The organism is Microbacterium sp., assembly GCF_047605725.1.
Lineage (GTDB): Bacteria > Actinomycetota > Actinomycetes > Actinomycetales > Microbacteriaceae > Microbacterium.
This window is the reverse complement of the sequence record NZ_JASGFE010000046.1, coordinates 1-24,950: the sequence shown is the minus strand read 5'-3', so window position 1 is coordinate 24,950 and position 24,950 is coordinate 1. Positions and strand designations below refer to the sequence as shown.

The following is a 24,950-nucleotide window of genomic DNA, read 5'->3' as shown; positions in this document are numbered from 1 at the left end:
GCGCCCCGCGCCCCGCGCCGCCCCGCCCCCACCCCGCGCCCCGCCCCGCCCCATCTGACCGCGAGACTTCACCGGTGCACCGAGACTGCGTGCTGGGCGTGCAGTCTCGGTGCACGGATGGAGTCTCGCGGTGGTCGTGCGTCGCGGGGGGGGGGGCGGGGGGCGCGCGGCGTAACACGCGGGAAACGCATCGCGGATAGCGTTGTGAAGCCATGGGTTCACAGCCCGGGATCCATGGGGCAGGAGAGGAGGCGCGCGTGGCTCGTTCCGAGTTCACGATCCGAGCGGCGCGCGTCTGGCTCGACGGCCGCTGGCAGCTCGCCCACCTCGACATCGTCGACGGCGTCATCGCCGGCATCGGTGCCGGGGCCGGGCGCGGTCGCCGCCGCCGCGTGGTCACGGTGCCCGAGGATGCCGTGCTGCTGCCGGGTCTGGTCGACTCGCACGTGCACGTGAACGAGCCCGGCCGCACCGAGTGGGAGGGGTTCGAGTCGGCGACCCTCGCCGCCGCCGCTGGCGGGGTCACGACGATCGTCGACATGCCGCTGAACTCCATCCCGCCCACCACGACCCCCGCCGCCCTCGCCGTCAAGCGGACCAGGGCCGCCGCGGCCGCCCACATCGACGTCGGCTTCTGGGGCGGTGCCGTGCCGGAGAACCTCGGCACCCTCGCCGCCCTCCACGAGGCCGGTGTCTTCGGGTTCAAGTGCTTCCTCTCCCCCTCCGGAGTGGACGAGTTCGGCCACCTCGACCGCGCGCAGCTGGGCGAGGCCATGGCCGAGATCGCCGCGCTCGACTCGCGGCTCATCGTGCACGCCGAGGATCCGGCGCTGCTCGGAGCCGAGGACGGCCTCGGCCGCGACTACGAGAGCTTCCTGCGCTCACGCCCCGCCGAGAGCGAGGCCTCGGCGATCGACGCCGTCATCGACGCGGCACGCCGCACCGGCGGGCGAGCCCACATCCTGCATCTGAGCGACGGCGCAGCGCTTCCGGCGATCGCGGCGGCGAAGGCCTCGGGGGTGCGACTGACCGTCGAGACGTGCCCGCACTACCTGACCCTCATCGCGGAGGAGATCCCCGACGGGGCGAGCGAGTTCAAGTGCTGCCCGCCCATTCGCGGCGAGGCCAATCGCGACCTGCTGTGGGCGGGAGTGCTCGACGGCACGATCGACGCGATCGTGAGCGACCACTCGCCGTCGACCGTGCAGCTCAAGCGTCACGGCGACGGCCACTTCGGCCTGGCGTGGGGCGGCATCTCCGGTCTGCAGGTGGGCCTGTCGGCGGTGTGGACCGAGGCGCGCCGGCGCGGCGTGCCGCTGGAGCACCTGATCCCGCTGTTCACCACCGGGCCGGCCGCCGTGGCAGGGCTTGAGGGCGCAGGGGTCATCGCGGAGGGCGCCCCGGCGCACCTCACGGTGTTCGGCGTCGACGACGCGCACACCGTCGATGCGCAGGCGCTCCTGCACCGAAACCCCGTGAGCGCCTACCACGGGCGGCGGCTCGTCGGGCGCATCCGCCGCACGTGGCTGCGCGGCCGCGCCGTGTTCGATCTCAGCGAGGGCGGCGCGGGCGCCGCGCCCCAGTACCGCAAGCCCCCGTCGGGACGGCTCCTGGCCGCCCGATCGGCGCCGAGGCCGGTCGGGGTCCGTGCATGACCATGCGCATCCTCCAGCCGCACACCGGCGACCTTCCCGGCGACCACTACCTTCCCGCGACGCCTGCGACCGCCCTGTGGGGGCGGCTTCCCTGCGGCGCGGACGCCCCGGTGCTCACGATCCGTGCGGGCGAGACCGTCACGATCGACACGGTCAGCCACGAGGGGCTCCTCGGCGACCAGGGCGGCGATCCGCTCGCCTACTTCGGGTCGCACGGCGTGCCCGCCGACCAGGTGCTGGCCGACGCCGTCGAGCTCGCGGCATCCCTCACCCGGGATCCTGCGACCGACGGCCCGCACGTCGTGATCGGCCCCATCCGGGTGACGGATGCCGCGCCCGGCGACCTGCTGCAGATCACGGTGGTTCAGCTGGTGCCCCGGGTGCCGTACGGCGTCATCTCGAACCGGCACGGCCGCGGTGCGCTCGCCGGCGAGCTGCCGCGCGGGCCGCACGACGTCAGCGTCTTCACGCCCGTCGAGGAACGTCCGGGGGGCCTGGTCGGGGTGCTCCCGGTCACCGCGGGCGGCGCGGGCGAGGTCGCCTTCCCGCTGGCCCCGTTCCTGGGCACGATGGGGGTGGCCGTCGCCGGCGACGAGCGCCCGCACTCCGTGCCGCCGGGCGCCCACGGCGGCAACATCGACATCAACCTGCTCACCGAGGGAGCGGTGCTCTACCTGCCGGTGCAGGTCCCCGGCGCCCTGGCCTACGTCGGCGACCCGCACTTCGCGCAGGGCGACGGCGAGGTCGCGCTCACGGCGCTGGAGGCGTCGCTGCGGGCGACGCTGCGCTTCGACGTCGTGCCGCGCAGGGCCGCGCTCGCCGAGTTCGGCGAGGTCACAGGTCCTCTCGTGCGCACCGACGAGTACCTCGTGCCCACGGGCCTCGATCCCGACCTGGACGAGGCGATGCGTGCGTGCGTGCGTGCGGCGATCGCGCTGATCCGCGCGCGCTGGGGGCTCGACGAGCACCTCGCGTACGCGTACCTGAGCGCGGCGACCGACTTCGACATCTCCCAGGTCGTCGACCTGGTCTGCGGCGTGCATGCGCGCATCCGCGAGTCCGACTTCGCGGAGGTGAGCCGTGACCAGCCCTGAGACCCCCGGCGCGGATGCCGTCCCCGCCGACCTGCGCGACGCGTTCGAGCGGTACGAGGCCGCGATCGTCGCGAACGATCTCGACCTCCTCGACGAGCTGTTCGCCCCCGGGCCCGACACGCTCCGCGGCGACGACGCGGGGCTGCTCGTCGGGCACGACGCGATCTCCGCGTTCCGCGGGGTGCGACGGCCGGTGTCGGCACGCACGATCGAGCGCATCGAGTACCGTCCCCTGGGCGACGACGCCGCGCTCCTGGTCTCCGTCTCCCGCTACGCGGGCGGGGGCACGGGGCTGCAGACCCAGCTGTGGCAGCGGGTCGACGGTCACTGGCGCATCACCGCGGCGCACGTGACGCCGCGGGCGCGCGCGCTCGATCTGTCGGTGTGGCGCACGGTCGGCGAGCCCCTCTACCAGGGCGCGTGGACCGGGCCGCTGCGGGGGCTCACCGTCGCCGTCAAAGACGTTTTCGCGGTCGCCGGCTACCGGGTCGGCGCCGGCAACCCGGCCTTCCTCGACAGCGCGCGCCCCGAGACGCGCAGCGCCCCGGTCGTGACCGACCTGCTGCGCGGCGGGGCATCGGTGCGCGGCATCGCCCGCACCGACGAGTTCGCCTACGGCATCGCGGGCGACAACGTCCACTACGGAGCCCCGCCCAACGGTGCGCTCCCCGGCGCGCTCCCCGGGGGCTCCTCGAGCGGCCCGGCCTCGGCGGTCGCCACCGGCCAGGCCGACATTGGCCTCGCCACCGACACCGCAGGCTCGGTGCGCGTGCCGGCGTCGTACCAGGGGCTGTGGGGACTGCGCACGACGCACGGGCTCGTGCCGCGGCAGGGCATGCTGCCGCTCGCGCAGTCGTTCGACACGGTGGGCTGGCTCACCCGCGACGGCGGGACGCTGCAACGGGTGGTCGACTGGTGCCTCAGCTACGACGGCTCCGACTCCACCGAGAACGTCTACGGCAGCTCCGGTGCCGACCTGCCCTGGCGGTTCCTCGTGCCCGAGGAGGCGCTCGCGGTCGTCGAGCCGCAGACCCTGGCGGTGTTCGAGGGGTTCCTGGCCCGGCTCGGCGAGACGCCCGGCGCGCCCGAGGTCGAGCGCGTGCGCATCGGCGACCTGGACGACTACCTCGCCCCCTTCCGCACCGTGCAGGGCGCCGAGGCGTGGCGCAACAACGGCGAGTGGCTGCGCGAGCACCCCGGGGTGCTCGGGCCCGCCGTGGCGGAGCGGTTCCGCGTCGCCGCGACGATCACGGCGACCGACGAGGCATCCGCCCGCCGCGAGCTCGACCGGCTGCGCGCGCGACTGCTGCCGCTCGTGCAGGACGCCGTGCTGCTGCTGCCGGCCGTCCCGGGCCCCGCCCCCATGCGCACCGCTTCGCAGGACCGCGTGGAGGGTGTGCGCGCCGCGACGCTGCGCCTGACCACGCCCGCCGCGATCGGCGGGCTGCCGGCGATGTCGGTGCCGCTGCTGACCGTGCCGTCGAACCTCGGCCCCGCGCCGGTCGGGGTGAGCCTCGTCTCACGCGAGGGCACCGACATCGCCCTGGTGCGGCTCGCCCGGCGCCTGCACGAGCACGTCGCCGTTCCCCGCCCCGCGCCGCGATCCGAGAGAGGAAGCCGCCCGTGACCAGCCCCGTCCCCGTCCTTCCGGGACCGATCGACCCGCCCCCGCGCCTGCTCATGGGCCCGGGGCCGATCTCCGCGTACCCGAGCGTGCTGCGGGCCATGTCGGCACCGCTGGTGGGCCAGTACGACCCGTTCATGACGGCGACGATGAACGAGACGCAGGAGCTCTACCGCCAGGTGTGGGCCACGCGCAACGACGCCACGCTGCTGATCGACGGCACCTCGCGCGCGGGCATCGAGGCGGCGATCGTCTCCCTCGTCCGCCCCGGCGACCGGGTGCTCGTGCCGGTGTTCGGCCGCTTCGGGCACCTCCTCGCCGAGATCGCCGAGCGCGCGCTCGCCGAGGTGCACACGATCGAGGTGCCGTGGGGTCAGGTCTTCCCGGTCTCGGCGATCGAGGAGGCGATCGTGCGCGTGCGCCCGGCGCTCCTCGCGCTCGTGCAGGGCGACACCTCCACGACGATGAACCAGCCTCTCGACGAGGTCGGCGCGCTGTGCGCACGGCACGGGGTGCTCTTCTACACCGACGCGACGGCGTCGCTGGGCGGCAACGCCTTCGAGGCTGACGCGTGGGGGGTGGATGCCGCGACCGCCGGCCTGCAGAAGTGCCTGGGCGGCCCGTCCGGGTCGGCCCCGCTGACGCTGTCCGACCGGGCCGTGGCGGTCGTGCAGTCGCGCAAGAAGGTCGAGGCCGGCATCCGCGAGCCGGGCGACGAGTCCGCCGTCGACTTCGTGCGCTCCAACTACTTCGACCTCGGCATGATCCTGGACTACTGGGGTCCGCGCCGGCTCAACCACCACACCGAGGCCACCTCGATGCTGTATGCGGCGCGCGAGTGCGCGCGCGTGCTGCTGGGCGAGGGCCGGGAGGTCGTGATCGAGCGGCACCGCGTGGCGGGGGCCGCGATGCTCGCCGGGGTGCAGGCCCTGGGCCTTGAGGTCTTCGGCGATGTCGCGCACAAGATGAACAACGTCGTCGCGGTGGAGATCCCGTCGGGAGTGCCAGGGGATGCCGCACGAGCCGCGCTGCTGGAGGATTTCGGCATCGAGATCGGCACCTCCTTCGGCCCGCTCCACGGCAGGGTGTGGCGCATCGGGACGATGGGCTACAACGCCCGCGGCGACGCCGTGCTGACCACGCTCGCCGCGCTGGAGGCCGTGCTGCGCCGCTTCGGCGCGGCCGTGCCCGCCGGTGGCGGGGTGGAGGCCGCGGCGGACGTCCTGCGGGGGTGGTGAGCGTGCCGGCCGGCATCCTGGGCGTCGATCGAGATCGCGTGGCGGCCGCCGCGCGGCGCGTCATGGCGCGTTGCGACGAGCTGGCCCGGGTCTCGGCGACCCCGGGCGCGATCGAGCGGGTGTACCTCTCGCCCGAGCACGCACGCGTGAACCGGCTCGCGGCGGAGTGGATGCGCGGGATCGGCATGAGCCCCCGGCAGGATGCCGCGGGCAACCAGCTCGGCCGCATCGAGCCGCTCGGCGGCGACCGGGACACCCCCGCGCTCATGCTCGGCTCGCACCTGGACACCGTGCCCGACGCCGGTCGCTTCGACGGCATCGTCGGCGTGCTCATGGCCCTGGAGGTCGTGCGCCTGCTGCGGGTGGGCGGCGAGCAGGGCGCCTCCGGCATGCAGCGGGCGCACGTGCCGCTGCCGTTCGCGCTGGAGGTGGTCGCCTTCTCCGACGAGGAGGGCACCCGCTTCGGCAAGGCGCTGCTGGGCTCGTCGGCCGCCGCCGGCCAGTGGAACGACGCGTGGTGGTCGCTGACGGATGCCGACGGCACGACCCTGCGCGAGGCGTTCCGCGAGTTCGGCCTCGACCCGGGTCGCATCGGCGAGGCCGCCCGCCGCCCCGAGGAGCTCGTCGGCTACCTGGAGGCCCACATCGAGCAGGGGCCCGAGCTCGACGAGCGCGGCGAGTCGCTGGCGGTGGTCTCGTCGATCGCGAGCGCCCGCCGCTTTCAGGTCGTCGTGGAGGGCGAGGCCCGCCACGCCGGCGGCACGCCGTACGAGCGGCGGCGCGATGCCCTGCTGGGCGCGAGCGAGGCGGCACTGGCGATCGAGCGGATCTGCCGCGGCGAGCACCACGTGATCGGCACGGTCGGTCAGCTGGAGGCCTTTCCGGGTGCGGTGAACATCGTGCCCGGCGAGGCGCGGTTCAGCCTCGACCTGCGCGGCGAGTTCGACGGCACGCGCGACGCGGTGTGGAGCTCGATCTCGCGCGAGCTCGACGAGATCATGGGCGGGCGGCGCCTGCGCTGGCGCGCGCGCGAGGTGCACAGTGCGCCGGCGGTGTTCTGCGCGCCGCTCCTGCAGGACGTCGTGCGCGAAGGCATCCTGTCGACGCTGCCGCCCGGGGCCGACGACCCCGCGGTGATCTTCAGCCGGGCCGGCCACGACGGCATGGCGATGTCGAGCGTGGCGGAGGTGGGGATGCTGTTCCTGCGCAACCCGGACGGCATCAGCCACCACCCGGACGAGGCGGTGAGCCTGGGGGATGTGGCTCTCGGCATCCGGGCCCTCGCCGAGTCGGTGCTGCAGCTGGCCGCCGACCGCGCCTGACCGCGCCCCCGGTTCACTTGCCCTGGATGTACAGGAATCGACGGTCCGTGCGTACATCTGAGGCAACCGAATCGGGGGCTGGTGCGATTGACGCCGGAGGTGCGGTCGACTGAGGCCGGACGAAGGGGGCTGATCCCCCTGGCCTGTTCACTTGCCCTAGATGTACGCAGAATCCCGGCGTTGGTGTACATCTAGGGCAACTGAACAGGCGGGAGGACGGGGCCGGGGGAGGAACGGGGCCGGGATGGGGAGTTTCCCCCGTGTCGGCGCCCGTGACAGGGCGGAAACATGGTGGCCGTAGCGTGCAGGCATGTCACTGCTCGTCACTCGCGCTCGCCTGATCACCGTACCCGCGGGGACCGACGACCCCGGCTACCTCGACGAGGGCCACCTGCTGGTCGAGGACGGTCGCATCGCCGCGATCGGCGCCGGCGAGCCCCCGCACGGCATGACCGCCGACGAGACGCTCGACGTCGGCGGCGCGTTCGTGGCCCCCGGTTTCGTGTCGAGCCACTCGCACCTGTTCGCGAGCGGCCTGCGCGGTCTCGGCGCCGGCGAGACCCTCTACGGCTGGTGCGACGCGATGCTCGGCACCACGGCGCACATGAGCCCCGAGCAGCTGTACTGGTCGACGCTGCACGGCAGCCTCGACTTCCTCTCGAACGGCGTCACCACGGCCTACAACTTCACCGACCCGCTCCAGGCGTGGGAGTCGATGGTCGACGGCAGGCGCACCGGCACGGCGGTGCTGCGCGGCATCGACTACCACACGCGGCAGGCGGACGGGTGCCTCGACTCCGGCATCCGCTTCGTCGACTCGATCGGGATGGACGTCACCGCGGGCAGCGACGACGAGATCTTCGACCGGTTCGCCGCCTCGGTCGCGCACACCCGCACCATGGACCCGGACTTCGCCCTGGGCTGCTCGATCATGGGCCAGGTGCAGTGGTCGCCGCGCCCGGAGGCGGCGGAGCTGGAGGTCGAGGCGATGCGCCGGTTCGGGGTGACCAACCAGGCGCACTTCCTGGAGTCCCCCGAGGCGATCGACGTGCAGCAGGCGAAGTTCGCGCTGTACCGCGATGCCGGGGCTCTCGGCCTCGGCCTGATGTTCGGCCACTTCATCCAGACCACGCCGGAGATCATCGCCGAGGCGGTCGCCGGCGGCGCGTCGATGTCGTGGCAGCCGGCATCCAACGGCCGCCTCGCCTCGGGCGTCGCCCTCGTGCCCGAGATGCTGGCGATGGGCATGCGGGTCGGCGTCGGGCTCGACGATCAGGCGTGCACCGATGTGGCGGACCCGTGGCAGAACATGCGGATGGGGATCTACATGCAGCGGGCGCGCACGAAGGACCCGCTGTCGATGATGCCCGAGCGGATGCTGCGGCTGCACACGCTCGGCGGCGCCGAGATCCTCGGGGTCGCCGACCAGGTCGGCTCGCTGGAGGTGGGCAAGCTCGCCGACTTCGTCGTGGTCGACCCGCGCTCGCCCGACGTGGGTCCGCTGTGGCATCCGGTGCGCTCGTACGTGCTCGCGATGAGTCCGCGCAACCTGAAGCAGGTGTACGTGGGCGGGGTGCTGGTCGACGAGGGCGGGCGCTCGCTCAACCCGCTGGCCGCGGAGGCGTCGGCGCGGCTGCACGAGCTGCCCGGGCTGGTCGCGCGCCGCGGGCACCCGCACTGAGCCCCGCCCACGGCACCCGAAGGTGCAGGCAGCCCCGACCGTGCGGCGGGATCAGAGATCCAGGACGAGACGGGGGCAGGCGGCCCGGGACACGCACACGAACATGAGGTCGTTGCGCGCGCGCTGCGCGGGGCTGAGGATCGAGTCCCGATGGTCGACCTCTCCCGACAGCACCGGGGTCTCGCACGTGCCGCACGTGCCCTCGGTGCAGCTGGAGAGCACGAGCACGCCGGCATCCTCGATCGCAGACAGCACGGACTGGTCGGGCCCCACCTCGATCGTGAGGCCGGAGAGGGCGAGCTCGACCTCGAACGTCTCGTGCCACACCGGGACGGTCAGCTCGGCCGGCTCGAAGTGCTCGACGGTCAACGGGATGCCGGTGCGCTCCGCCTCGGCGGTGAGCGCGTCGATCAGCCGGGTCGGCCCGCAGCAGACCAGCTCGGCGCCGGCGGTCGCCGCGCCGTCCGCGAGTGCGGTCAGGTCCAGCCGCGTGCCCTCCTCGGTCACGTGGGCCACCAGCCGGTCGCCGTGCCGGTCGCGCAGCTCGTCGAGAAAGCCCATCCGGCCCCGGTGCCCCGCATAGTGCAGCTCGTAGTCGCGACCCGCCTGCTGTGCGGCGGACGCCATCGCGAGGATCGGCGTGATGCCGATGCCGCCGGCCACCAGCACCGCCGGACGCGGCGACGACGGGTCGAACGGGAAGTGCGAGCGCGGCCCCGCGGCGGTGATGGCGTCGCCGACGCGCAGGTCGTCGGCGATCCACCGCGAGCCGCCGCGCCCCTCCTCCTCCCGCAGCACGCCGAGGCGCCACACGGCCCGGTCGGCGGGGTCGGAGCAGAGGGAGTACTGCCGGATGTCGCCGCCCGGCAGGAACAGGTCGATGTGCGCCCCGGGCTGCCACAGCGGCAGCGGGGCGCGATCGCGGTGCGCAAGGGTCAGCACGACGACGTCGTCGGCCGTGCGCTCGTGGCCGATCACCTCGAGCGGGATGTCTCCGGTGGCTGGTGCGCTCATGGCTGGACCCCTTCTTCCGACACGATCACATCACAGCAGGCCCGTCATCGCACGCCGACGTCGAACTCGGGGCCTTGAGTGAAACAGGCGTGTTACCTTGTCGAAACGAGCGCTTAGTACGGTCTAGCCCAACCGCCCACGCGGATGCACAGCCGTTCCCGAAGCGGCACACGATCCGAGGAGTCTCCCGTGTCACCATCCGTCCCGCGCGCGTACGACGTGCTGCGGGGCGCCACGCTCGCCGACGGCCAGGTGGTCGACGTCGTGCTGCGCGCAGAGACCGTCGCCGAGGTGGTGCAGGCCGGGACGGCCCGTCCCGCGGATGCCGAGCTGGACCTCGCAGGCCACGTGCTGCTTCCCGCGGCGGCGGAGCCCCACGCGCATCTGGACAAGTCCCGCACGTGGGAGCTCGCCGCCCCCTCGTTCGGAGACCTCGGCTCGGCCATCGAGCAGTTCCGCGCCTTCTCGGCGGCCGAGTCCGTCGCCTCGATCGCCGACCGCGCCGAGGCGACGGCGCGGGAGATGCTCGCGAAGGGGTACACCGCGATCCGCTCCCACGTCGATCTGCTGCGCGGCGACGAGCCGCTGCGCGGGGTCGAGGCGCTGCTGGAGGTCCGCGAGCGCCTGGCCGGGCTGATGGACCTCGAGCTCGTGGCGCTGGCCGACGACCGGATCGACACCGCCGTGTTCGAGGCCGCGCTCGACCTCGGTGTCGACCTCGTCGGCGGGGTGCCGCATCTGGCGGCCGACCCCGAGGGGGAGCTGGACCGGCTGCTCTGCCTCGCCGAGCGCCGCGGCGTCGGTGTCGACCTGCACACGGACGAGTCGCTCGACGGCGCGGTGACCCTCACCTCGTTCGCGCGCCGGGTCGCCGGCTGGTCGCACGCGACGGCATCCGCCGGTCACTGCGTGCGACTGGGCACGCTGCCCGTCGCCGAACGGGATGCCGTCATCGCCGAGCTCGTCGCCGCCGATCTCGGCGTCATCACGCTGCCCATCACGAACCTGTACCTGCAGGGCTGGCAGGATCCGGTCTCGACGCCGCGGGGCCTGGCGCCGGTGCGCGCCCTGCTGGACGCCGGTGCGCGGCTGGCCGCGGGCGCCGACAACGTGCGCGACCCGTTCAACCCGCTCGGGCGCTGCGACCCGTTCGAAACGGTGGCGCTGCTGGTCGTGGCGGCGCACACGAGCATCGACGAGGCCTATCGGCTCGTGAGCACCGGCGCTCGCGACGTGATGCGCCTGCCCGCCGCGGGCCCCGTCCCCGGCGCGCGGGCCGACCTGCTCGCGGTGCGCGCCTCGTCGCTGCACGAGGCCGCCGCGACCGCCAGCCCCAGCCGCCTCGTCATCCACCGCGGGAGGCTGGTCGCCTCGACCACCTGTACGTCGCACGTGGCGGCATCCGCTTCGACAGATCGGGTCCTTGCATGAGCACTCCCACCGGCGCGGACACCAAGACGCGCACCCTCCTCGACTTCCGCAACGTCGAGATGACCTTCCCGGGCGGCACGGTCGCCCTGCGCGGCGTCGATCTGACCGTCGACCGCGGCGAGTTCGTCACCGTCGTCGGGCCGTCCGGGTGCGGCAAGTCGACGCTCCTTCGCATCGCCTCGGGGCTGGAGACGGCCAGCGACGGCGAGGCGATCATGTCCACCGACCGCATCGGGTACGTCTTCCAGGACGCCACGCTGCTGCCGTGGCGGACGGTGCAGGACAACGTCGAGCTGCTCGCCGAGCTGAACTGGCAGACCACGGCGGCGCGCCGCGCGAAGGCGGCCGAGACGATCGAGCTGGTCGGGCTCACCGGCTTCGAGAAGCACCTGCCCCGTCAGCTGTCCGGCGGCATGCGCATGCGCACCTCGCTCGCCCGGTCGCTCACGCTCGAGCCCGAGCTGTTCCTGTTCGACGAGCCCTTCGGCGCGCTCGACGAGATCACCCGCGAGAACCTCAACGACGAGCTGATCCGATTGTTCACCACCACCCGCTTCGCGGGTCTGTTCATCACCCACTCGGTGTCGGAGGCGGTCTACCTCTCGACGAAGGTGGTCGTGATGTCGGGGCGGCCCGGGCGCATCGTCGAGCAGTTCGACGTGCCGTTCGACATGCCCCGCGATCCCGAGATCCGGTACACCGGCGAGTTCGCGCAGCTCGTCGGCGAGGTCTCGCACGCCCTGCGGGAAGGACACCACTGATGACGACGACACAGTCGCCCGGCGCGTCGGCCGGAGCAGAGGCCACGGACTCCGCGGCGCCGCGGGCGGCGGCATCCCGCCCCCGCCCCAAGTGGACCAGGCCCACATCCTGGGCGCCGCCGGTCGCGCTGCTGGCGGTCCTCGTCGCCGGCGTGTACGTCATCAACGCGGCGCTGGGCACGCGCGGGTTCCTCATGCCCCGGCCGGAACAGGTGCTCGCCGTCTACGTCGATCCGCAGACCGGACCGGAGATCTTCGCGGCGCTGTGGGTGTCGGTGCAGGTCGCCCTGGTCGGCCTCGTCATCGCGATCCTGCTGGGCGTGTCGTGGGCGATCCTGATGAACCTCGCGAAGTGGGTGGAGCGCACCACGTTCCCGTACGCGGTGATCCTGCAGTCGATCCCCATCCTCGCCGTGGTCCCGCTCATCGGCTTCTGGTTCGGGTACGACTTCTTCGCCCGGGTCATCGTGTGCGTGCTCATCGCGCTGTTCCCGATGGTCTCGACCACCCTGTTCGGCCTCCAGTCGGTCGATCGCGGCATGCGCGAGCTGTTCAAGCTGCAGCGGGCCTCGCGCTGGATCGTGCTGCGCAAGCTCGAGCTGCCGGCGGCGCTCCCGTCGATCTTCCTCGGCATGCGCACCTCGGCGGGACTGGCCGTGGTCGGCGCGGTCGTCGGCGACTTCTTCTTCCAGCGCGGCGAGCGCGGCATCGGCGGGCTCATCGCCACCTATCAGTCGCGGCTGCAGGCTCCCGAGCTGTTCGCCTCGATCCTCGCGGCCTCGCTGTTCGGCGTCGTCATCTTCCTGCTGTTCGGCTGGCTCGGTCGCCGAGCCGTCGGCAAGTGGTACGACTTCGGCTGACCCGTCACCTTCCTGACCTTCACCCACACCCATCCCAAGGAGTCCACACATGCGCACCTTCCGTCGCACCGCCGCCATCGGCGCCGTCGTCATCGGGGCGATCGCGATCACCGGCTGCTCGACCGGCACCTCATCGGACGAGGGCGAGTCCACGGCCGCCGCCGACCTCGAGATCGGATCGATCGATCTCGCCGCGGCCGGCTGCCCGGCCGACATCCGCATCCAGACCGACTGGAACCCGGAGTCCGAGCACGGGCACCTCTACGCGCTCCTGGGCGACCAGTACGAGGTCGACGCGAAGAACAAGTCGGTCACCGGCCCGCTCATGGCCTCGGGCGAGTACACCGGCGTCGACGTGACGATCCTCTCCGGCGGGCCGGCGACCGGGTTCACCCAGCCCAACGCGCAGATGTACAACGACCCGTCGATCTTCCTCGCCTACGTCGGCACCGACGAGGCGGTCGCCCACTCGGAGGACCTTCCCACCGTGAGCGTGTTCGCGCCGCTGCTGAAGGACCCGCAGATGATCATGTGGGACCCGGAGACCTACCCCGACGTGACCTCGATCGCCGACCTCGGCAAGGAGGGCGTCTCGGTGCGCGTGTTCCCCGGCGGCACGTACATGGACTACTTCGTCGGCTCCGGGGTGCTCTCCGCCGACCAGGTCGACGCGACCTACGACGGGACTCCCGCGGTGTTCGTCTCCGAGGCCGGGAAGATCGCCCAGCAGGGCTTCGCGTCGGCAGAGCCGTACATCTACAAGAACGAGATCGCCGAGTGGGGCAAGGACGTCGACTACCAGCTCATCAACGACGCCGGCTACCCCAAGTACGCCGCCATGATGAGCGTGATCCCCGAGAACGTCGAGAAGTACCACGACTGCCTCAGCGCGCTCGTCCCGGTGCTGCAGCAGGCCACGGTCGACTTCTACAGCGAGCCGCAGGCGACGATCGACCTCATCCTCGAGCTCGTCGACGCGTACGACACCGGCTGGGTCTACAGCCAGGGCGTCGCGGAGTACTCGGTCGAGACGCAGGTCAGCGAGGGCCTGGTCGGAAACGACGAGGCGGGCCTGATGGGCGTCGCCGACCCCGACCGTGTGCAGAAGCTGTTCGATATCGTGGAGCCGATCTACCAGGAGCAGGGCCTGCCGGTGAAGGACGGCCTCACGGCGACGGATCTCTACACCAACGAGTTCCTCGACCCGTCGATCACGTTCTGACGACGACCGGCAGCCCGGGCGGAGCTCCGCCCGGGCTGCCGGGTCCGTGTGCGGCACGGTCCGCCCCGACCGCGCAGGCCCCCACGAGAGTAAGGAACGGCTCATGCCCATCACCGTCGTCGACCCGCAGCGCGTCGAGGCGCTCGTCGCCGAGTTGCAGGCTGCGCTTCCAGGTGCGGTGAGCACCGACAAGGGGGACCTCGACCGAGCCTCGACCGACGGCTCGCACCTCTCGCCGGTGATCGCGGCCCAGCTCCCGCTCGGGCGGGCGCAGGTGGTCGTGACCCCGGCATCCGTCGACGACATCCCCGTCGTCGTGCGCGCGGCCGTACGTCACGGCGTGCCGATCACCCCGCGCGGCAAGGGCACGGCGAACTACGGGCAGACCCTGCCGATGGCCGGCGGCATCGTGCTCGACCTGTCGCGCCTGCGCCGGGTGGTCGAGGTCGGCGACGGCTTCCTCACGGCCGAGGCGGGCGCCGCGCTGATCGCCGTGGAGCAGGCCGCCAACCGCGCCGGCCAGCAGGTGCTGCTCTATCCCTCCACGGCGCAGTCGACGATCGGCGGGTTCGTCTCGGGCGGGTCGGGCGGCACCGGCTCGATCAGACACGGCATGCTGCACACCGGTTTCGTCACGGCGCTCGACGTCGTGCACGCGACGACGGATGCCGAGATCGTCCACCTCGAGGGCGAGGCCACCGAGCCCTACCTGCACAAGTACGGCACGGTCGCGATCATCGCGCGCGTCACGGTGCGGCTGGAGCCCCTGCAGGACTGGCGGGCGCTGTTCGCGAGCTTCGACGACTTCCACGACCTCGTCGGCGTCATCCAGCGGATCGGCGCACTGGAGCCGACGCCGCGACTGGTCTCCGGCGACGGCGCGGTGCTGGCCGCCGCGCTGCCCAAGGACCCGGCGATCGTCCCCGGCACGGCGAGCCTGCGGGCGATCCTCGACGAGGCGACGGTCGCCGAGGCCACCGCGTTGATCGAGGCCGCCGGCGGCACCGTCGTCGACGTGCGCTCGGGGCCGCAGGCGTGCATCAAGCTGTCGATGACCAGCTACAACCATCCGATCGAGTGGCTGCAGAAGGCCTACCCGAACACCTACTTCCACGTCGAGGTGCTCGGCGACGGACTGGTGGACCGCCTCGACGAGCTCGAAGCCGTCTACCCCGGCGGCATGCTCCACATCGAGGCGCAGCGGGGAAGACCCATCGGCATGCTGGCGGGCCGGTACTCCTCGCCCGAGGAGGTGTATGCCGGGTTCCCGCGCATCGAGGCGCTCGGGATCGGCTACCACAACCCGCACCAGTGGTTCGTGGACTACGAGCCCGAGGCGACGCGGGAGCTGGCCGCGACGACCGACCCGCACGGCATCCTCAACCCGGGAAAGCTCGACGTCGCCCCCACCGTGGACACGGGCAGTCAGCTGTGAGGCGCGCCCACCACCTGAGCGGGCCGGAGCTTTCCCGCACCCTCACGGCCGAGTCGATCCTGGTGCTGCCGCTGGGGGCGATCGAGCACCACGGCGCGCATCTTCCGCTGGCGACCGATGCGATCCTGGCCGAGCGTCTCGCCGAGCGCGTGGTCTCGGCCGCGGCGGGCGACGGCCACGACGTGTGGCTGTTGCCGACCCTCTCGTACACGAAGTCGGACGAGCACGCGTGGGCGCCCGGGACCATGACCCTGTCGCCGGCGACGCTGCAGGCCGTGCTCGTGGACCTCGGCCGCTCGATCGCCCGTACGCCCGCGCGGACCGTGCTGTGCTACAACGGCCACGGCGGCAACGTCGCGCCGCTCGGGATCGCGCTGCGGGAGCTGCGCCGCCGGTTCGGCCTGCGCACGTTCGCCGAGACCGTCCAGCTCGCCTCCGGCGACGGCGTCACCGCGCCGGATGAGCGCGGCTTCGGCATCCACGGCGGGCACGAGGAGACCTCGCTGCTGCTGCACCTGGCTCCCGAGCTCGTGTCGATGCCCGCCGCCGTGCGGTCGGTCCCCGACGGGCCGGCCGGGTTCTCGCGCATCGGACTGGCCGGCGCGCCGGTGCAGTTCGGCTGGCTGTCGGACGACTTCGGCACCGGTGGCGTGCTCGGAGACCCCACGGCCGCGTCGGCGGAGGTCGGCGAGCGGATCGCGGATCGGCTCGTCGAGGGCGGCCGTCGCACGATCGCCGAGATCGCGCGCTGGCCGTTTCCGCCCCGGGACGGCGACGACTGGTGACGACGATGTCCGAGCTGATCGCGCAGAGCCCGGCCGACCCTCTCGCGCTGGCCCGCGAGTGGATCCCGGCGAGCGTGCATCCGGGCCCGCTCATGACGCTCGCGACGATCGACGAGGACGGCCTTCCCGACGCGCGCTCGGTGCTTCTGACCGAGTTGGATGCCGACGGCTTCCACTTTCACACCGACCTCGCCTCCCGCAAGGTCGCGCAGCTGCGCGCGCATCCCGAGGTCGCGCTGTGCATCCCGCTCGTGGCGGAGGCGCGGCAGCTGACGGTGCAGGGGCGCGCGCGCGAGGCCGACGCCGCCGAGCTCGCGCGGGCCTACGCCGCCCGCCCGCCCTACCTGCAGCAGCTGGCGTGGCTGAACTCGCACGAGTTCGCCGAGCTCCCCCAGCCTGAGCGGGTGTCCCGGTGGCAGGCGTTCGCCGCCGCGCACCCGGACGGCTTCGCGCAGGCCCCGGGCTGGACCGGGTTCGTCGTCGAGCCGGTGCGGATGACGTTCTGGTTCGGCAGCACCGAGACGGCGAGCCGGCGCCTGGAGTACCGGCGTGGCGACGATGGATGGCGTGCGCACGTCCGGGCCGGCTGAGGCCGCGGCGGCCTGTGCCGGGGGCTCCGGTGGCGCGGGCTCCGGCGCGGGGGACCGGTGTCCGAAGCACATGGTCCACGGGCCGTGCGGCGGCGTCGGGCTGGACGGGTCGTGCGAGATCGACGCCGCGCTGCCGTGCCCGTTCGTGTCCGCCCCGCCGGTGCCCTGGTCCCCCGTCCCCTCCGCGAGGGTGCCCGTTCCCTCGCCGGGGGTGCCTGTTCCCCCCGCGGGGGTGCCCGTTCCCCCCGCGGGGGTGCCTGTTGTCTCGCCGAGGGTGCCGCTTACGGGCGCGACAGACCCCGCCCTCGCGGCGCACGAGAACGCGGGTGCGCGGGCCATGCGCGACCTGATCGCCACCCGACCCGTGATCGTCGCCGATTTCCCGGCGCGCGCCCTCGACGCGCGTTCGATCGCGGAGTGCGCCGCAGCCCTGCGCGGAAGCGTGGATGCCGTGCTCGCCGGCGACCACGGATCGGCCCGCGTGCAGTTCTCCCCGACCTACCGTGCGCAGCTCATCGCCCGGCAGGGCCTCGCCCCGATGCTCGGCGTGAACTGCCGCGACCGCAACCGTGTCGCCCTCGAGGGCGAGCTCGCCGGGCTCGCCGAGGTCGGTGTCGCGGCCGTGCACTGCATCACGGGCGACCACACCCAGACCGGTTCGCGTCCCGATGCCATGCCGGTGTTCGACCTCGACAGCACGCGGCTCGCCGCACTCGCGCGCGCGGCGGGGCATCTCGTCGCCGTCGCCGAGGCGCCCGCGACCCCGCCGGTGCAGCACCGCCCGGCGCGGCTGATCGAGAAGGAACGCGCCGGCGCGGAACTGTGCTTCGTCAACCACTGCGGGGGCGCGGAGCCGGTGCGCCGGTTCATCGCGCACGCACGGGCGCTGGGCTCGCAGGCGGGCTTCATCCCGTGCCTGCCGGTCATCGTCGACGAGGGGAGCGCGGCGCTGCTGCGCTCGTTCACGACGCTCGTGCTGCCGCCGGGGTATGTCGACGGCATCCTCTCGCGACGCGATGTGCGCCGGGCCGGGATCGAGGCGGCCGTCGCCCTGGGGCGCGAGCTGCTGCGTGTCGACGGCGTGGTCGGCGTCGATCTGTCCGGCGGGGCGGCCCGCGGCGCCGAGACCGGATACGCCCGCGCGGTCGCCGAGATCGCCCGGGAACTGGGCGGAGGAGGGTGACCGTGGACATCGTGAAGGACAGGAGCGGCGGATGAGCGGCATCCGACTGGTCGGCGCGCGCGCGATCGTGCGGCCCGCCGGGCGCGAAGACGGCGATGAGCTGGTGCTGCGGGGCGGGGTGATCGCCGCGGCGGCGCAGGGCGACGAGCGGGTGCTCGACGTGTCGGGGTGCGTGGTGACGGCGGGGCTGGTCAACGCCCACCATCACCTGCTGCAGACCGCCTTTCGCACTCTCCCCGGCACCCGCAGCGTGCCCATGGCGCAATGGCTCCCGACGATGGCGGCGGCCTACACCCGGGCCGGGGTGGATGCCGAGCTGGCCGGAGTCGCGGCATCCGCCGGTCTCGCCGAGGCGCTGCTGAGCGGAGTGACCACGGTCGCCGACCATCAGCTCACGTGGCCGCGCGGCGACGGGGTGGACATCGCCCGGGCCGTCGCCGCCGCGTCGACGCAGCTGGGCGCCCGGCTCGTGTTCGTGCGGGGGACGGCTCGCGACGATCCGCAGGATGCCGCGGCGAGCGCGGACGCGATCGCCCGGGCCCTCGTCCCGCACGGGGGCGTGAGCGCGGACGGCATGCTGCAGGTGGCGGTGGGCCCTGCGGGGGTGCACTCCGATGCACCCGAGACCTTCGCCCTGCTCGCCGAGGTCGCCGCGCGGCGCGGGCTCCGGCGCCGGACCCAGTCGAACGAGCAGGTGGACGTGGTCGTCGCGCAGGAGAAGTACGGATGCCGGCCCCTTGACCTCCTGGAGGAGTGGGGCTGGCTCGCCCCGGACGTCACCCTTGCACACCTATGCGAGCTGGTGCCGGGCGAGATCGAGCGGATCGCGCGTGCGGGCGTCACGGCGACCCACGCTCCCGGGTGCGATGTGCCGATGGGCTGGGGCGTGGCGCCGGTGGCCGAACTGCTCGAGGGTGGTGTGGCCGTCGGGCTCGGCACGAGCGGTGGCGGATCGAACGACGCGGGACATCTGCTGGCCGACGCGCGGCTCGCGATGCAGGTGTCGGGCCTGCGCGGGCCCGCGCTGGCCGCGCGCACGGTGCTGGGCATGGCGACGGAGGGATCCGCGGTCGGGCTCGGCCGGCCGGAGCTCGGCACGCTGGCGGTCGGAGCGGCCGCGGATGTGTGCGTGTGGGACGTCTCCGGCGTCGCGGACGCCGGTGTGGCCGACCCCGTCGCCGGGCTTCTTTGGGCGGCCCCGGGGCGACGCCCGCGTCACGTCTTCGTCGGCGGCAGGGCCGTCGTCGTCGGGGGCCGGCTGGTCGCCGCCGATGAGCACGACCTCGCCGACGGGCTGCGCGCGCTGCTGGCTGCACGGGGGGTGTAGGGGCCCGGGGCTCGGACGGGGCTCGTCCTGCTCGGGTGGGGCCGGACTTCTCGTGAGTTGGCGAGTATGGTCGTGCGGGCGGTGCGCGGCGGCAGGATGCGCCAACTTGGGTCGCGGAGCGTCAGTCCTGCAGCAGGCGCCAGATGCGGTCGCGGGAGAACGGCAGCTCGAACGGACGGCGGCCGAGGGCGCGGGCGATCGCGTTGCCGATCGCGGGGGCGACCGGGTTGTACGGGGACTCGCTCATCGATTTCGCTCCGAACGGCCCGAGGTCGTCGGCGGTGTCGGCGAAGTACACCTCGGTCTCGGGGATGTCGGCGAACTGGGGCACCCGGTAGGTGCGGAACACGGGGCTGGTCACCCGGCCCGCGCCGTCGGTCATGACCTCCTCGTACAGCGCGCTGCCGATGCCCTGCGCGGCGCCGCCCTCGACCTGGCCGCGGCACTGGGCCGGGTTCATGACGAAGCCGGCATCGGCCGCCTGCACCGACTGCAGGATGCGCACCGCGCCGGTCTCCGGGTCGACGGCGACCCGCACGGCGTGCACGTTGAAGGCGAGCGAGCGGAGCTCGCCGAACTCGGCGCCGTCGGCGGTGAGTCCCTCCTCGTCGAAGCCCGCGGAGCCCGCACCCCCCGCCCCCACGATCTCGGCGAAGCCGACAAGCCCGGCGGGCGTGCGCACCCCGTCCGGCAGCAGCTCCGTGTCGGCCACGTCGGTGCCGGTGACGGATGCCGCGACCTCGAGCATCCTGCGCCGCAGCGCCAGGCACGCCGTGTGCAGCGCCTTGCCGGCGACCGTGATCCCGGCCGACGCGAACGCACCGGTGTCGTGGGACACCAGCGCGGTGTCGGCCGCGCGCAGCTCGAGCCGATCGTGCCCGACCCCGAACACCGTCGCGGCGATCTGCCGGTGCACCGTCGAGGTGCCGTTGCCGAACTCGGCGGTGCCGACCCGCAGCACGTACCGCCCGTCCGCCCGGATCGTCGCGCGCGTGTGCGCGACGTGCCCGAACGGGGCCATGGTCGCGATCATCGACGCGGCCATCCCCTCGCCGACGCGCCAGCCGGGCGGGGCGTCCACACCGTTTCCGCGCCGCAGCGCCGTCTCGGCCAGATCGAGGCACTGGTCCAGGCCGTAGCTGCCCCACACGAGGTCGCCCTCGTGCGGGGCGTCGGCGGGGGTGACCGCGTTGCGGCGCCGCAGGTCGAACGGGTCGATGCCCAGGCGCTCGGCGAGCAGGTCCATCGCCGACTCGACGCCCAGGATCACCTGCCCGAGCCCGTAGCCGCGGAACGCCCCCGAGGGCACGTTGTTCGTGTAGACGACCTCGGCGTCGAGCCTGCGGACGGGGCAGCGGTAGATCGTGGTCGACTCGGCGAGGGAGTGGAACATGACCCCCCGCGAGTGGTTGCCGTAGGCGCCGGTGTCGCTGAGCAGGTCGATCTTCATGGCGGTGAGGGCGCCCCCGGCATCCGCCCCCAGGGTCACGCTCACGCGCATCGGATGCCGCACCGACGCCCGCTGGAACTCGTCGGTCCGCGCGAACTCGTACGCGACCGGGCGCCCGGTGCGCAGCACCGCGAGGGCCACGAGGTCTTCGGTGAAGATCTCCTGCTTGCCGCCGAACCCGCCGCCCACGCGCGTGGCGTACACGCGCACACGGTCGGGATCGAGGTCGAACAGGCGCGCGAGTTCGTCGCGCGTGAGGAACGGCACCTGCGTCGACGAGCGGATGACCAGGCGCCCGTCCTCGTCGAGCCAGCCGATCGCGCCGTGGGTCTCCAGGTGGGCGTGCGATACGCGCTGGGTCTGCCACGTGCCCGACACCGTCACGGTGCTCGCCGCGAGCGCGGCGTCGACCTCGTCGGCGGGTCCCGCGTGGACGGCGGCGATGACGTTGCGGTGGGCCTGGTCGACCCGGTCGGCCGGGGTCAGGTCGGGATGGATCAGCGGCGCGCCGGGGCTTCGGGCCAGGTCTGGGTCGAACACGGCATCCCGCACGTCGTAGTCGACGCGGATGAGGGCGACCGCGGCATCCGCCGCCTCTGCGGTCTCGGCCACGATCGCCGCGACGCGCTGCCCGACGTGGCGGACGACGTCGTCGAGCAGCCGGGTGTCGTCGGGATCGTCCTCGCGGTGCTCGTGCCGCGCGGTCGAGTAGCGCGTGCGGGGCACGTCCTCGTGCGTGAAGACGGCGACGACCCCGGGTACGGCGCGCGCGGCCGACGTGTCGATCGAGCGGATGCCGGCGTGCGCGTGCGGGCTGGTCGCCACCCGCAGCGTCAACGTGCCGGCCGGGGACGGCTCGTCGAAGGTGAACGGCTCCAGGCCCTGCACGATGCGCCGCCCGGCCTCGGGGCGGACGGAGGTGCCCACGATGCCGGCCGGCGCGCTCTCTGGCCTCGCCGCACCGGTCTCGCGGACCGGGCCCAGCACGGCCTCGGCGATCGCCTGCCGGATGGGGCGGTAGCCGGTGCACCGGCACAGGTTGCCCTTCATGCGCCGGTCGAGGTCGTCGAGATCGTCCGGGCGCAGGGTGGATGCCGTCACGCTCATCCCCGGGGTGCAGAACCCGCACTGGAAGCCGAAGTGCTCGACCAGCGCCTCCTGCACCGGGTGCAGCTCGTCGCCCGGCGCGAGCCCTGCGGCCGTCGTGACCGAGCGGCCGTCGGCGCGGACGGCCGGGATGATGCACGAGTGCACCGGAGATCCGTCCAGCAGCACCCCGCACGCGCCGCAGTCCCCGGCATCGCACCCCTTCTTCACCTCGGTGTGGCCGTGCTCGCGCAGGAGCGTGCGCAGGCACTGGCCGGGGCGGGGCTCGGCGTCGTAGCGGATGCCGTTGACCTCGAGCCTCACGACGACCCGCGCTCCAGGTCGGCCCGGATGCGCTCGGCGAGCACGATGCTGACACCGCGGCGCCAGTCCGCGGCGCCGAGCGGGTCGGAGTAGTAGCCCGGCGCGTCCGCGACGGCCGCCGCCAGCGCGCTCGCACCGGGGAGCGCGGGAAAGCGCAGCACGACCGGGCGCGCGGTCGCCGCCGTCACGGCGAACACGGCCGCGCCGTCCTCGTCGACGCGGCCGGTGACGACGGCGCCGGAGCGTCCGTGCTCGGCGAGCGCGATCTTGCGCAGGGCCGCGCGCGATCGGAGCGCGGCCGCGGGAAGGTCGATCGCGCGCAGCACCTCACCGGGCTCGAGGCTGTTGGTGCCGTTGCCGGTGATGAGCTCGGTGACCGGGAGGGTGCGCTCGCCTCCGTCGGTCGTCCAGACCACCGCGACGCCGTCGAGGGCGACGGCGAGCGAGACCATCGCGGCGGCCGCGAACGATCGGCAGACGTTGCCTCCGATGGTGGCGGTGGTCCAGATCTTGAACGATGCCAGCAGCGCGTTCGCCGCGGCGGGCACGAGCGGCAGTGCCGTCCATTCGTCCGGAGGCGCGCAGGGGCCGCGGCGCTCGGCCCACGCGACCAGCTCGGCGATCGTGCAGGTCGCGGCGATGCGGACTCCCTCGGAGCCGGCCTCCACGGCCGGCCAGCCCATCGTGGTGAGGTCGACGAAGCCGGTCGTGCGCGGCTGCGGTTCGCTCATGAGCCAGGTCCCCCCGGCGAGCACCGTCTCACCGTCGCTCAGCGCGAGGTCCGCGCGGCGCCGCGCGTACCGGTGGCTCGTGACGGTCGTGATGTCCATGCGGACCTCCTCCCGGCGTCGGTGTGTGTCGAGTGAACCAGCCCGAGGTTTCCGTGGTGTTTCACCTCGCGCGTGCTGTCTTGCAACCAGCCTGCAACACTCGCGGTCTAGCGTGGGGCGGGAGGAGGTGCGGCGCGATGCGGGAGATCCTTCCGGTGGCGGCCGAGTGGGCACGCGGCGGACGCGCGTTCGCGGTCGCGACGGTGGTCTCCGTCGAGCGCTCCGCGCCCCGCGGCGTCGGGGCGAGCCTCGTCGTCTCCGAGGACGGCGACGTCTTCGGCACCGTGTCGGCCGGCTGCGTCGAGGGCGTGGTGTACGAGCGCTGCCTCGAGGTGCTCGCCACCGGCGAGGCCGTGATCGAGCGCTTCGGCATCGGCGACGACTTCGCGGCGGGGCTCACGTGCGGGGGCTCCATCGAGGTCCTGGTCCGCCCGGTCCGCCCGGGCAGCGCCGCTGCACGCGAGCTCGTACTGCTGGCCGAGCGCGACGCCGTGGGCCTGCCGGCCTCGCTCGCCCTCGTGGTGGCGCCCGCGGACCGGCGGGGCGAGTCGTGGCTCGTGACCGGGGAGGGGTGTGAGACGGATGCCGCGGCATCCGTCGTCGTCGTCCCCGTCCAGGCCCCGCGCCGGCTCGTCGTCGTCGGCGCCGTGGAGTTCTCGGTCGCCCTCGCCCGGCTCGCCCACGCGATGGGGTTCGAGGTCACCGTCGCCGACGCGCGCGACGTCTTCGCGACCCCGGCGCGCTTTCCGCACGCCCAGGTCGTCGTCGACTGGCCGCACCGCGTGCTCGAGCGCCTCGCGCTCGATTCGCGCACGGCGGTGTGCGTGCTCAGTCACGACCCGAGGTTCGACGTGCCGGCGCTGCGGGTGGCGCTGGCGAGTCCGGCCGGATACGTCGGGGCCATGGGCAGCCGCACCACGCACGAGGACCGGCTGCGACGCCTGGCCGAGGCGGGCGTGCCGGCGGCCCAGCGGGAACGGCTGCGGTCACCGATCGGACTCGACCTGGGCGGGCGGACCCCCGAGGAGACCGCTCTGTCGATCCTCGCCGAGATCGTCGCCGACGCGCACGGGGCGACCGGGCGGCGGCACTCGGAGCTGTCCGGGCCGGTGCATGCGCCGCTGCGGCAGGAGGAGGCGATCAGCCGGGGTGCGGCGTCTCTTCCGGGGGTCGCCGATTCCGCGGTCGATGCCTCCGCCGCGGCCGATTCGGTCGCCGTGGGCGATGCGCGGCGGCCGGACGTCTGCCGAGCGCGGCTCCGGCGCGGTGCCGCGCTCTGATGGCGCCCCGGCCGGCCGCGGTGTGCGGCGTCGTGCTCGCCGCGGGCGCGGGCTCGCGCTTCGGCGGACCGAAGATCCTGGCGCGCACACCGGACGGCGTCCCCTGGGTGCACCGGGTGGTCGCCGCGCTGGCGGACGCCGGATGCGAACTCGTGCTCGTGACCGTGGGCGCCGGGGGAGCGGATGCCGCGGCCGCCGTTCCCGCGTCGGCGGTCGCGGTGCCGGTGGCGGACTGGGCGGAGGGACTGTCGGCGTCGCTGCGCGCCGCCCTGCGCGCGGCGGAGCTGACGCGGGCGCGCGCCGTGATCGTCGTGCCGGTCGATGCCCCGGACCTGCCGGCATCCGTCTGCCGTCGTCTGATCGAGGAGGCCGACGCCACGCCCGATGCCCTCGCCCGCGCCGTGTACGGGGGCCGCCCGGGGCACCCGGTGCTGATCGGACGGAATCACTGGGCGGGGGTCTGCGCCGCGGCGGTCGGCGACCGCGGTGCGGCGGATTACCTGAGGGCCGCGGGCGCGCTGCGGGTCGAGCTCGGGCGGGAGTGGCACGGCTTCGACGTCGACCGCCCGGACTGACCCGGCGTCAGGGTGCAGCGTCCGGGCGGCCCAGGCTGGCGTGGGCCGGCCCTCAGGCCGGGCGGCCCAGGCCCGCGCCCTGCCGTGCCTGCCCTGCCCTGCCTGCCTGCCCTGCCTGCCCTGCCTCGCCCGCCCGCCCCGCCCGCCCTGCCCTGCCTCGCCCGCCCGCCCGCCCGCCCCGGC

20 protein-coding genes and 1 pseudogene are annotated in these 24,950 nt (G+C 73.7%); 18 read left to right on the top strand and 3 right to left on the bottom strand.

Annotated features, from left to right (window positions below; translation table 11 throughout):
* The first annotated feature begins 257 nt into the window (after window positions 1-257).
* The 6 genes from allB to QM641_RS10110 all read left to right on the top strand — a co-directional run bounded on the left by allB (window position 258) and on the right by QM641_RS10110 (window position 8,614).
* A complete protein-coding gene (allB, locus tag QM641_RS10135) occupies window positions 258-1,655 on the top strand; it encodes an allantoinase AllB (protein WP_415116051.1) in 1,398 nt (465 codons plus the stop codon).
* Entirely contained in the window at window positions 1,652-2,749 is a 1,098-nt protein-coding gene (locus tag QM641_RS10130; RefSeq protein ID WP_415116049.1) for an acetamidase/formamidase family protein, read from the top strand. Before allB ends, QM641_RS10130 begins: the two co-directional genes overlap by 4 nt.
* Window positions 2,736-4,376: an AtzH-like domain-containing protein gene (locus QM641_RS10125; protein ID WP_415116047.1), complete on the top strand. Its 1,641-nt coding sequence runs from the start codon at window positions 2,736-2,738 to the stop codon at window positions 4,374-4,376. Before QM641_RS10130 ends, QM641_RS10125 begins: the two co-directional genes overlap by 14 nt.
* Window positions 4,377-4,429: 53 nt before the next feature.
* On the top strand, window positions 4,430-5,611 hold the full coding sequence (locus tag QM641_RS10120) for a pyridoxal-phosphate-dependent aminotransferase family protein (protein ID WP_415116059.1): 1,182 nt from the start codon (window positions 4,430-4,432) through the stop codon (window positions 5,609-5,611).
* Window positions 5,612-5,673: 62 nt separating this feature from the next.
* The gene (locus tag QM641_RS10115) at window positions 5,674-6,933 is read left to right on the top strand and encodes a Zn-dependent hydrolase (RefSeq protein WP_415116057.1); all 1,260 of its coding nucleotides are present in this window, start codon (window positions 5,674-5,676) and stop codon (window positions 6,931-6,933) included.
* Between the two features lie 310 nt (window positions 6,934-7,243).
* Entirely contained in the window at window positions 7,244-8,614 is a 1,371-nt protein-coding gene (locus QM641_RS10110) for an amidohydrolase family protein (protein ID WP_415116045.1), read from the top strand.
* 51 nt (window positions 8,615-8,665) lie between these two features.
* Here QM641_RS10110 and QM641_RS10105 read toward each other — a convergent pair whose 3' ends face one another.
* Window positions 8,666-9,628: a PDR/VanB family oxidoreductase gene (locus tag QM641_RS10105; RefSeq protein WP_415116043.1), complete on the bottom strand. Its 963-nt coding sequence runs from the start codon at window positions 9,626-9,628 to the stop codon at window positions 8,666-8,668.
* Between the two features lie 189 nt (window positions 9,629-9,817).
* Between QM641_RS10105 and QM641_RS10100 the strand changes: the two genes are divergently transcribed.
* The 10 genes and pseudogenes from QM641_RS10100 to QM641_RS10055 all read left to right on the top strand — a co-directional run bounded on the left by QM641_RS10100 (window position 9,818) and on the right by QM641_RS10055 (window position 19,222).
* On the top strand, window positions 9,818-11,059 hold the full coding sequence (locus tag QM641_RS10100; protein ID WP_415116041.1) for an amidohydrolase family protein: 1,242 nt from the start codon (window positions 9,818-9,820) through the stop codon (window positions 11,057-11,059).
* Window positions 11,056-11,820, top strand: coding sequence for an ABC transporter ATP-binding protein (locus QM641_RS10095; RefSeq protein ID WP_415116039.1), 765 nt, complete (start codon window positions 11,056-11,058; stop codon window positions 11,818-11,820). Before QM641_RS10100 ends, QM641_RS10095 begins: the two co-directional genes overlap by 4 nt.
* The gene (locus tag QM641_RS10090; protein ID WP_415116037.1) at window positions 11,820-12,680 is read left to right on the top strand and encodes an ABC transporter permease; all 861 of its coding nucleotides are present in this window, start codon (window positions 11,820-11,822) and stop codon (window positions 12,678-12,680) included. Before QM641_RS10095 ends, QM641_RS10090 begins: the two co-directional genes overlap by 1 nt.
* Window positions 12,681-12,729: 49 nt before the next feature.
* Window positions 12,730-13,902, top strand: a complete 1,173-nt coding sequence (locus QM641_RS10085) for an ABC transporter substrate-binding protein (RefSeq protein WP_415116035.1) — start codon at window positions 12,730-12,732, stop codon at window positions 13,900-13,902.
* A gap of 103 nt (window positions 13,903-14,005) precedes the next feature.
* Window positions 14,006-15,337 carry an FAD-binding oxidoreductase gene (locus QM641_RS10080; RefSeq protein ID WP_415116033.1) on the top strand — a complete coding sequence of 444 codons (1,332 nt, stop codon included), beginning with the start codon at window positions 14,006-14,008 and terminating at the stop codon, window positions 15,335-15,337.
* A complete protein-coding gene (locus QM641_RS10075; RefSeq protein ID WP_415116031.1) occupies window positions 15,334-16,122 on the top strand; it encodes a creatininase family protein in 789 nt (262 codons plus the stop codon). Before QM641_RS10080 ends, QM641_RS10075 begins: the two co-directional genes overlap by 4 nt.
* Window positions 16,123-16,127: 5 nt before the next feature.
* Entirely contained in the window at window positions 16,128-16,712 is a 585-nt protein-coding gene (locus tag QM641_RS10070; RefSeq protein WP_415116055.1) for a pyridoxal 5'-phosphate synthase, read from the top strand.
* Window positions 16,681-16,851, top strand: a pseudogene (locus QM641_RS10065) (methylenetetrahydrofolate reductase C-terminal domain-containing protein); the annotation flags it as partial. The gene QM641_RS10070 and the pseudogene QM641_RS10065, both read left to right, overlap by 32 nt.
* 198 nt (window positions 16,852-17,049) lie before the next feature.
* Window positions 17,050-17,895, top strand: a complete 846-nt coding sequence (locus tag QM641_RS10060; protein ID WP_415116061.1) for a methylenetetrahydrofolate reductase — start codon at window positions 17,050-17,052, stop codon at window positions 17,893-17,895.
* A gap of 31 nt (window positions 17,896-17,926) precedes the next feature.
* The gene (locus QM641_RS10055) at window positions 17,927-19,222 is read left to right on the top strand and encodes an amidohydrolase family protein (RefSeq protein ID WP_415116029.1); all 1,296 of its coding nucleotides are present in this window, start codon (window positions 17,927-17,929) and stop codon (window positions 19,220-19,222) included.
* Between the two features lie 121 nt (window positions 19,223-19,343).
* Here the strand turns inward: QM641_RS10055 and QM641_RS10050 are convergent, their stop codons facing one another.
* Complete coding sequence (locus QM641_RS10050; RefSeq protein WP_415116027.1) at window positions 19,344-22,082, bottom strand: molybdopterin-dependent oxidoreductase; 2,739 nt, start codon at window positions 22,080-22,082, stop codon at window positions 19,344-19,346.
* Window positions 22,079-22,912, bottom strand: coding sequence for an FAD binding domain-containing protein (locus tag QM641_RS10045; protein WP_415116025.1), 834 nt, complete (start codon window positions 22,910-22,912; stop codon window positions 22,079-22,081). Before QM641_RS10045 ends, QM641_RS10050 begins: the two co-directional genes overlap by 4 nt.
* Window positions 22,913-23,049: 137 nt before the next feature.
* On the opposite strand from QM641_RS10045, the gene QM641_RS10040 reads away from it, so the two are divergent.
* On the top strand, window positions 23,050-24,192 hold the full coding sequence (locus tag QM641_RS10040; RefSeq protein ID WP_415116023.1) for an XdhC family protein: 1,143 nt from the start codon (window positions 23,050-23,052) through the stop codon (window positions 24,190-24,192).
* Window positions 24,192-24,767, top strand: coding sequence for a nucleotidyltransferase family protein (locus QM641_RS10035; RefSeq protein ID WP_415116021.1), 576 nt, complete (start codon window positions 24,192-24,194; stop codon window positions 24,765-24,767). Before QM641_RS10040 ends, QM641_RS10035 begins: the two co-directional genes overlap by 1 nt.
* Window positions 24,768-24,950: the final 183 nt, after the last annotated feature.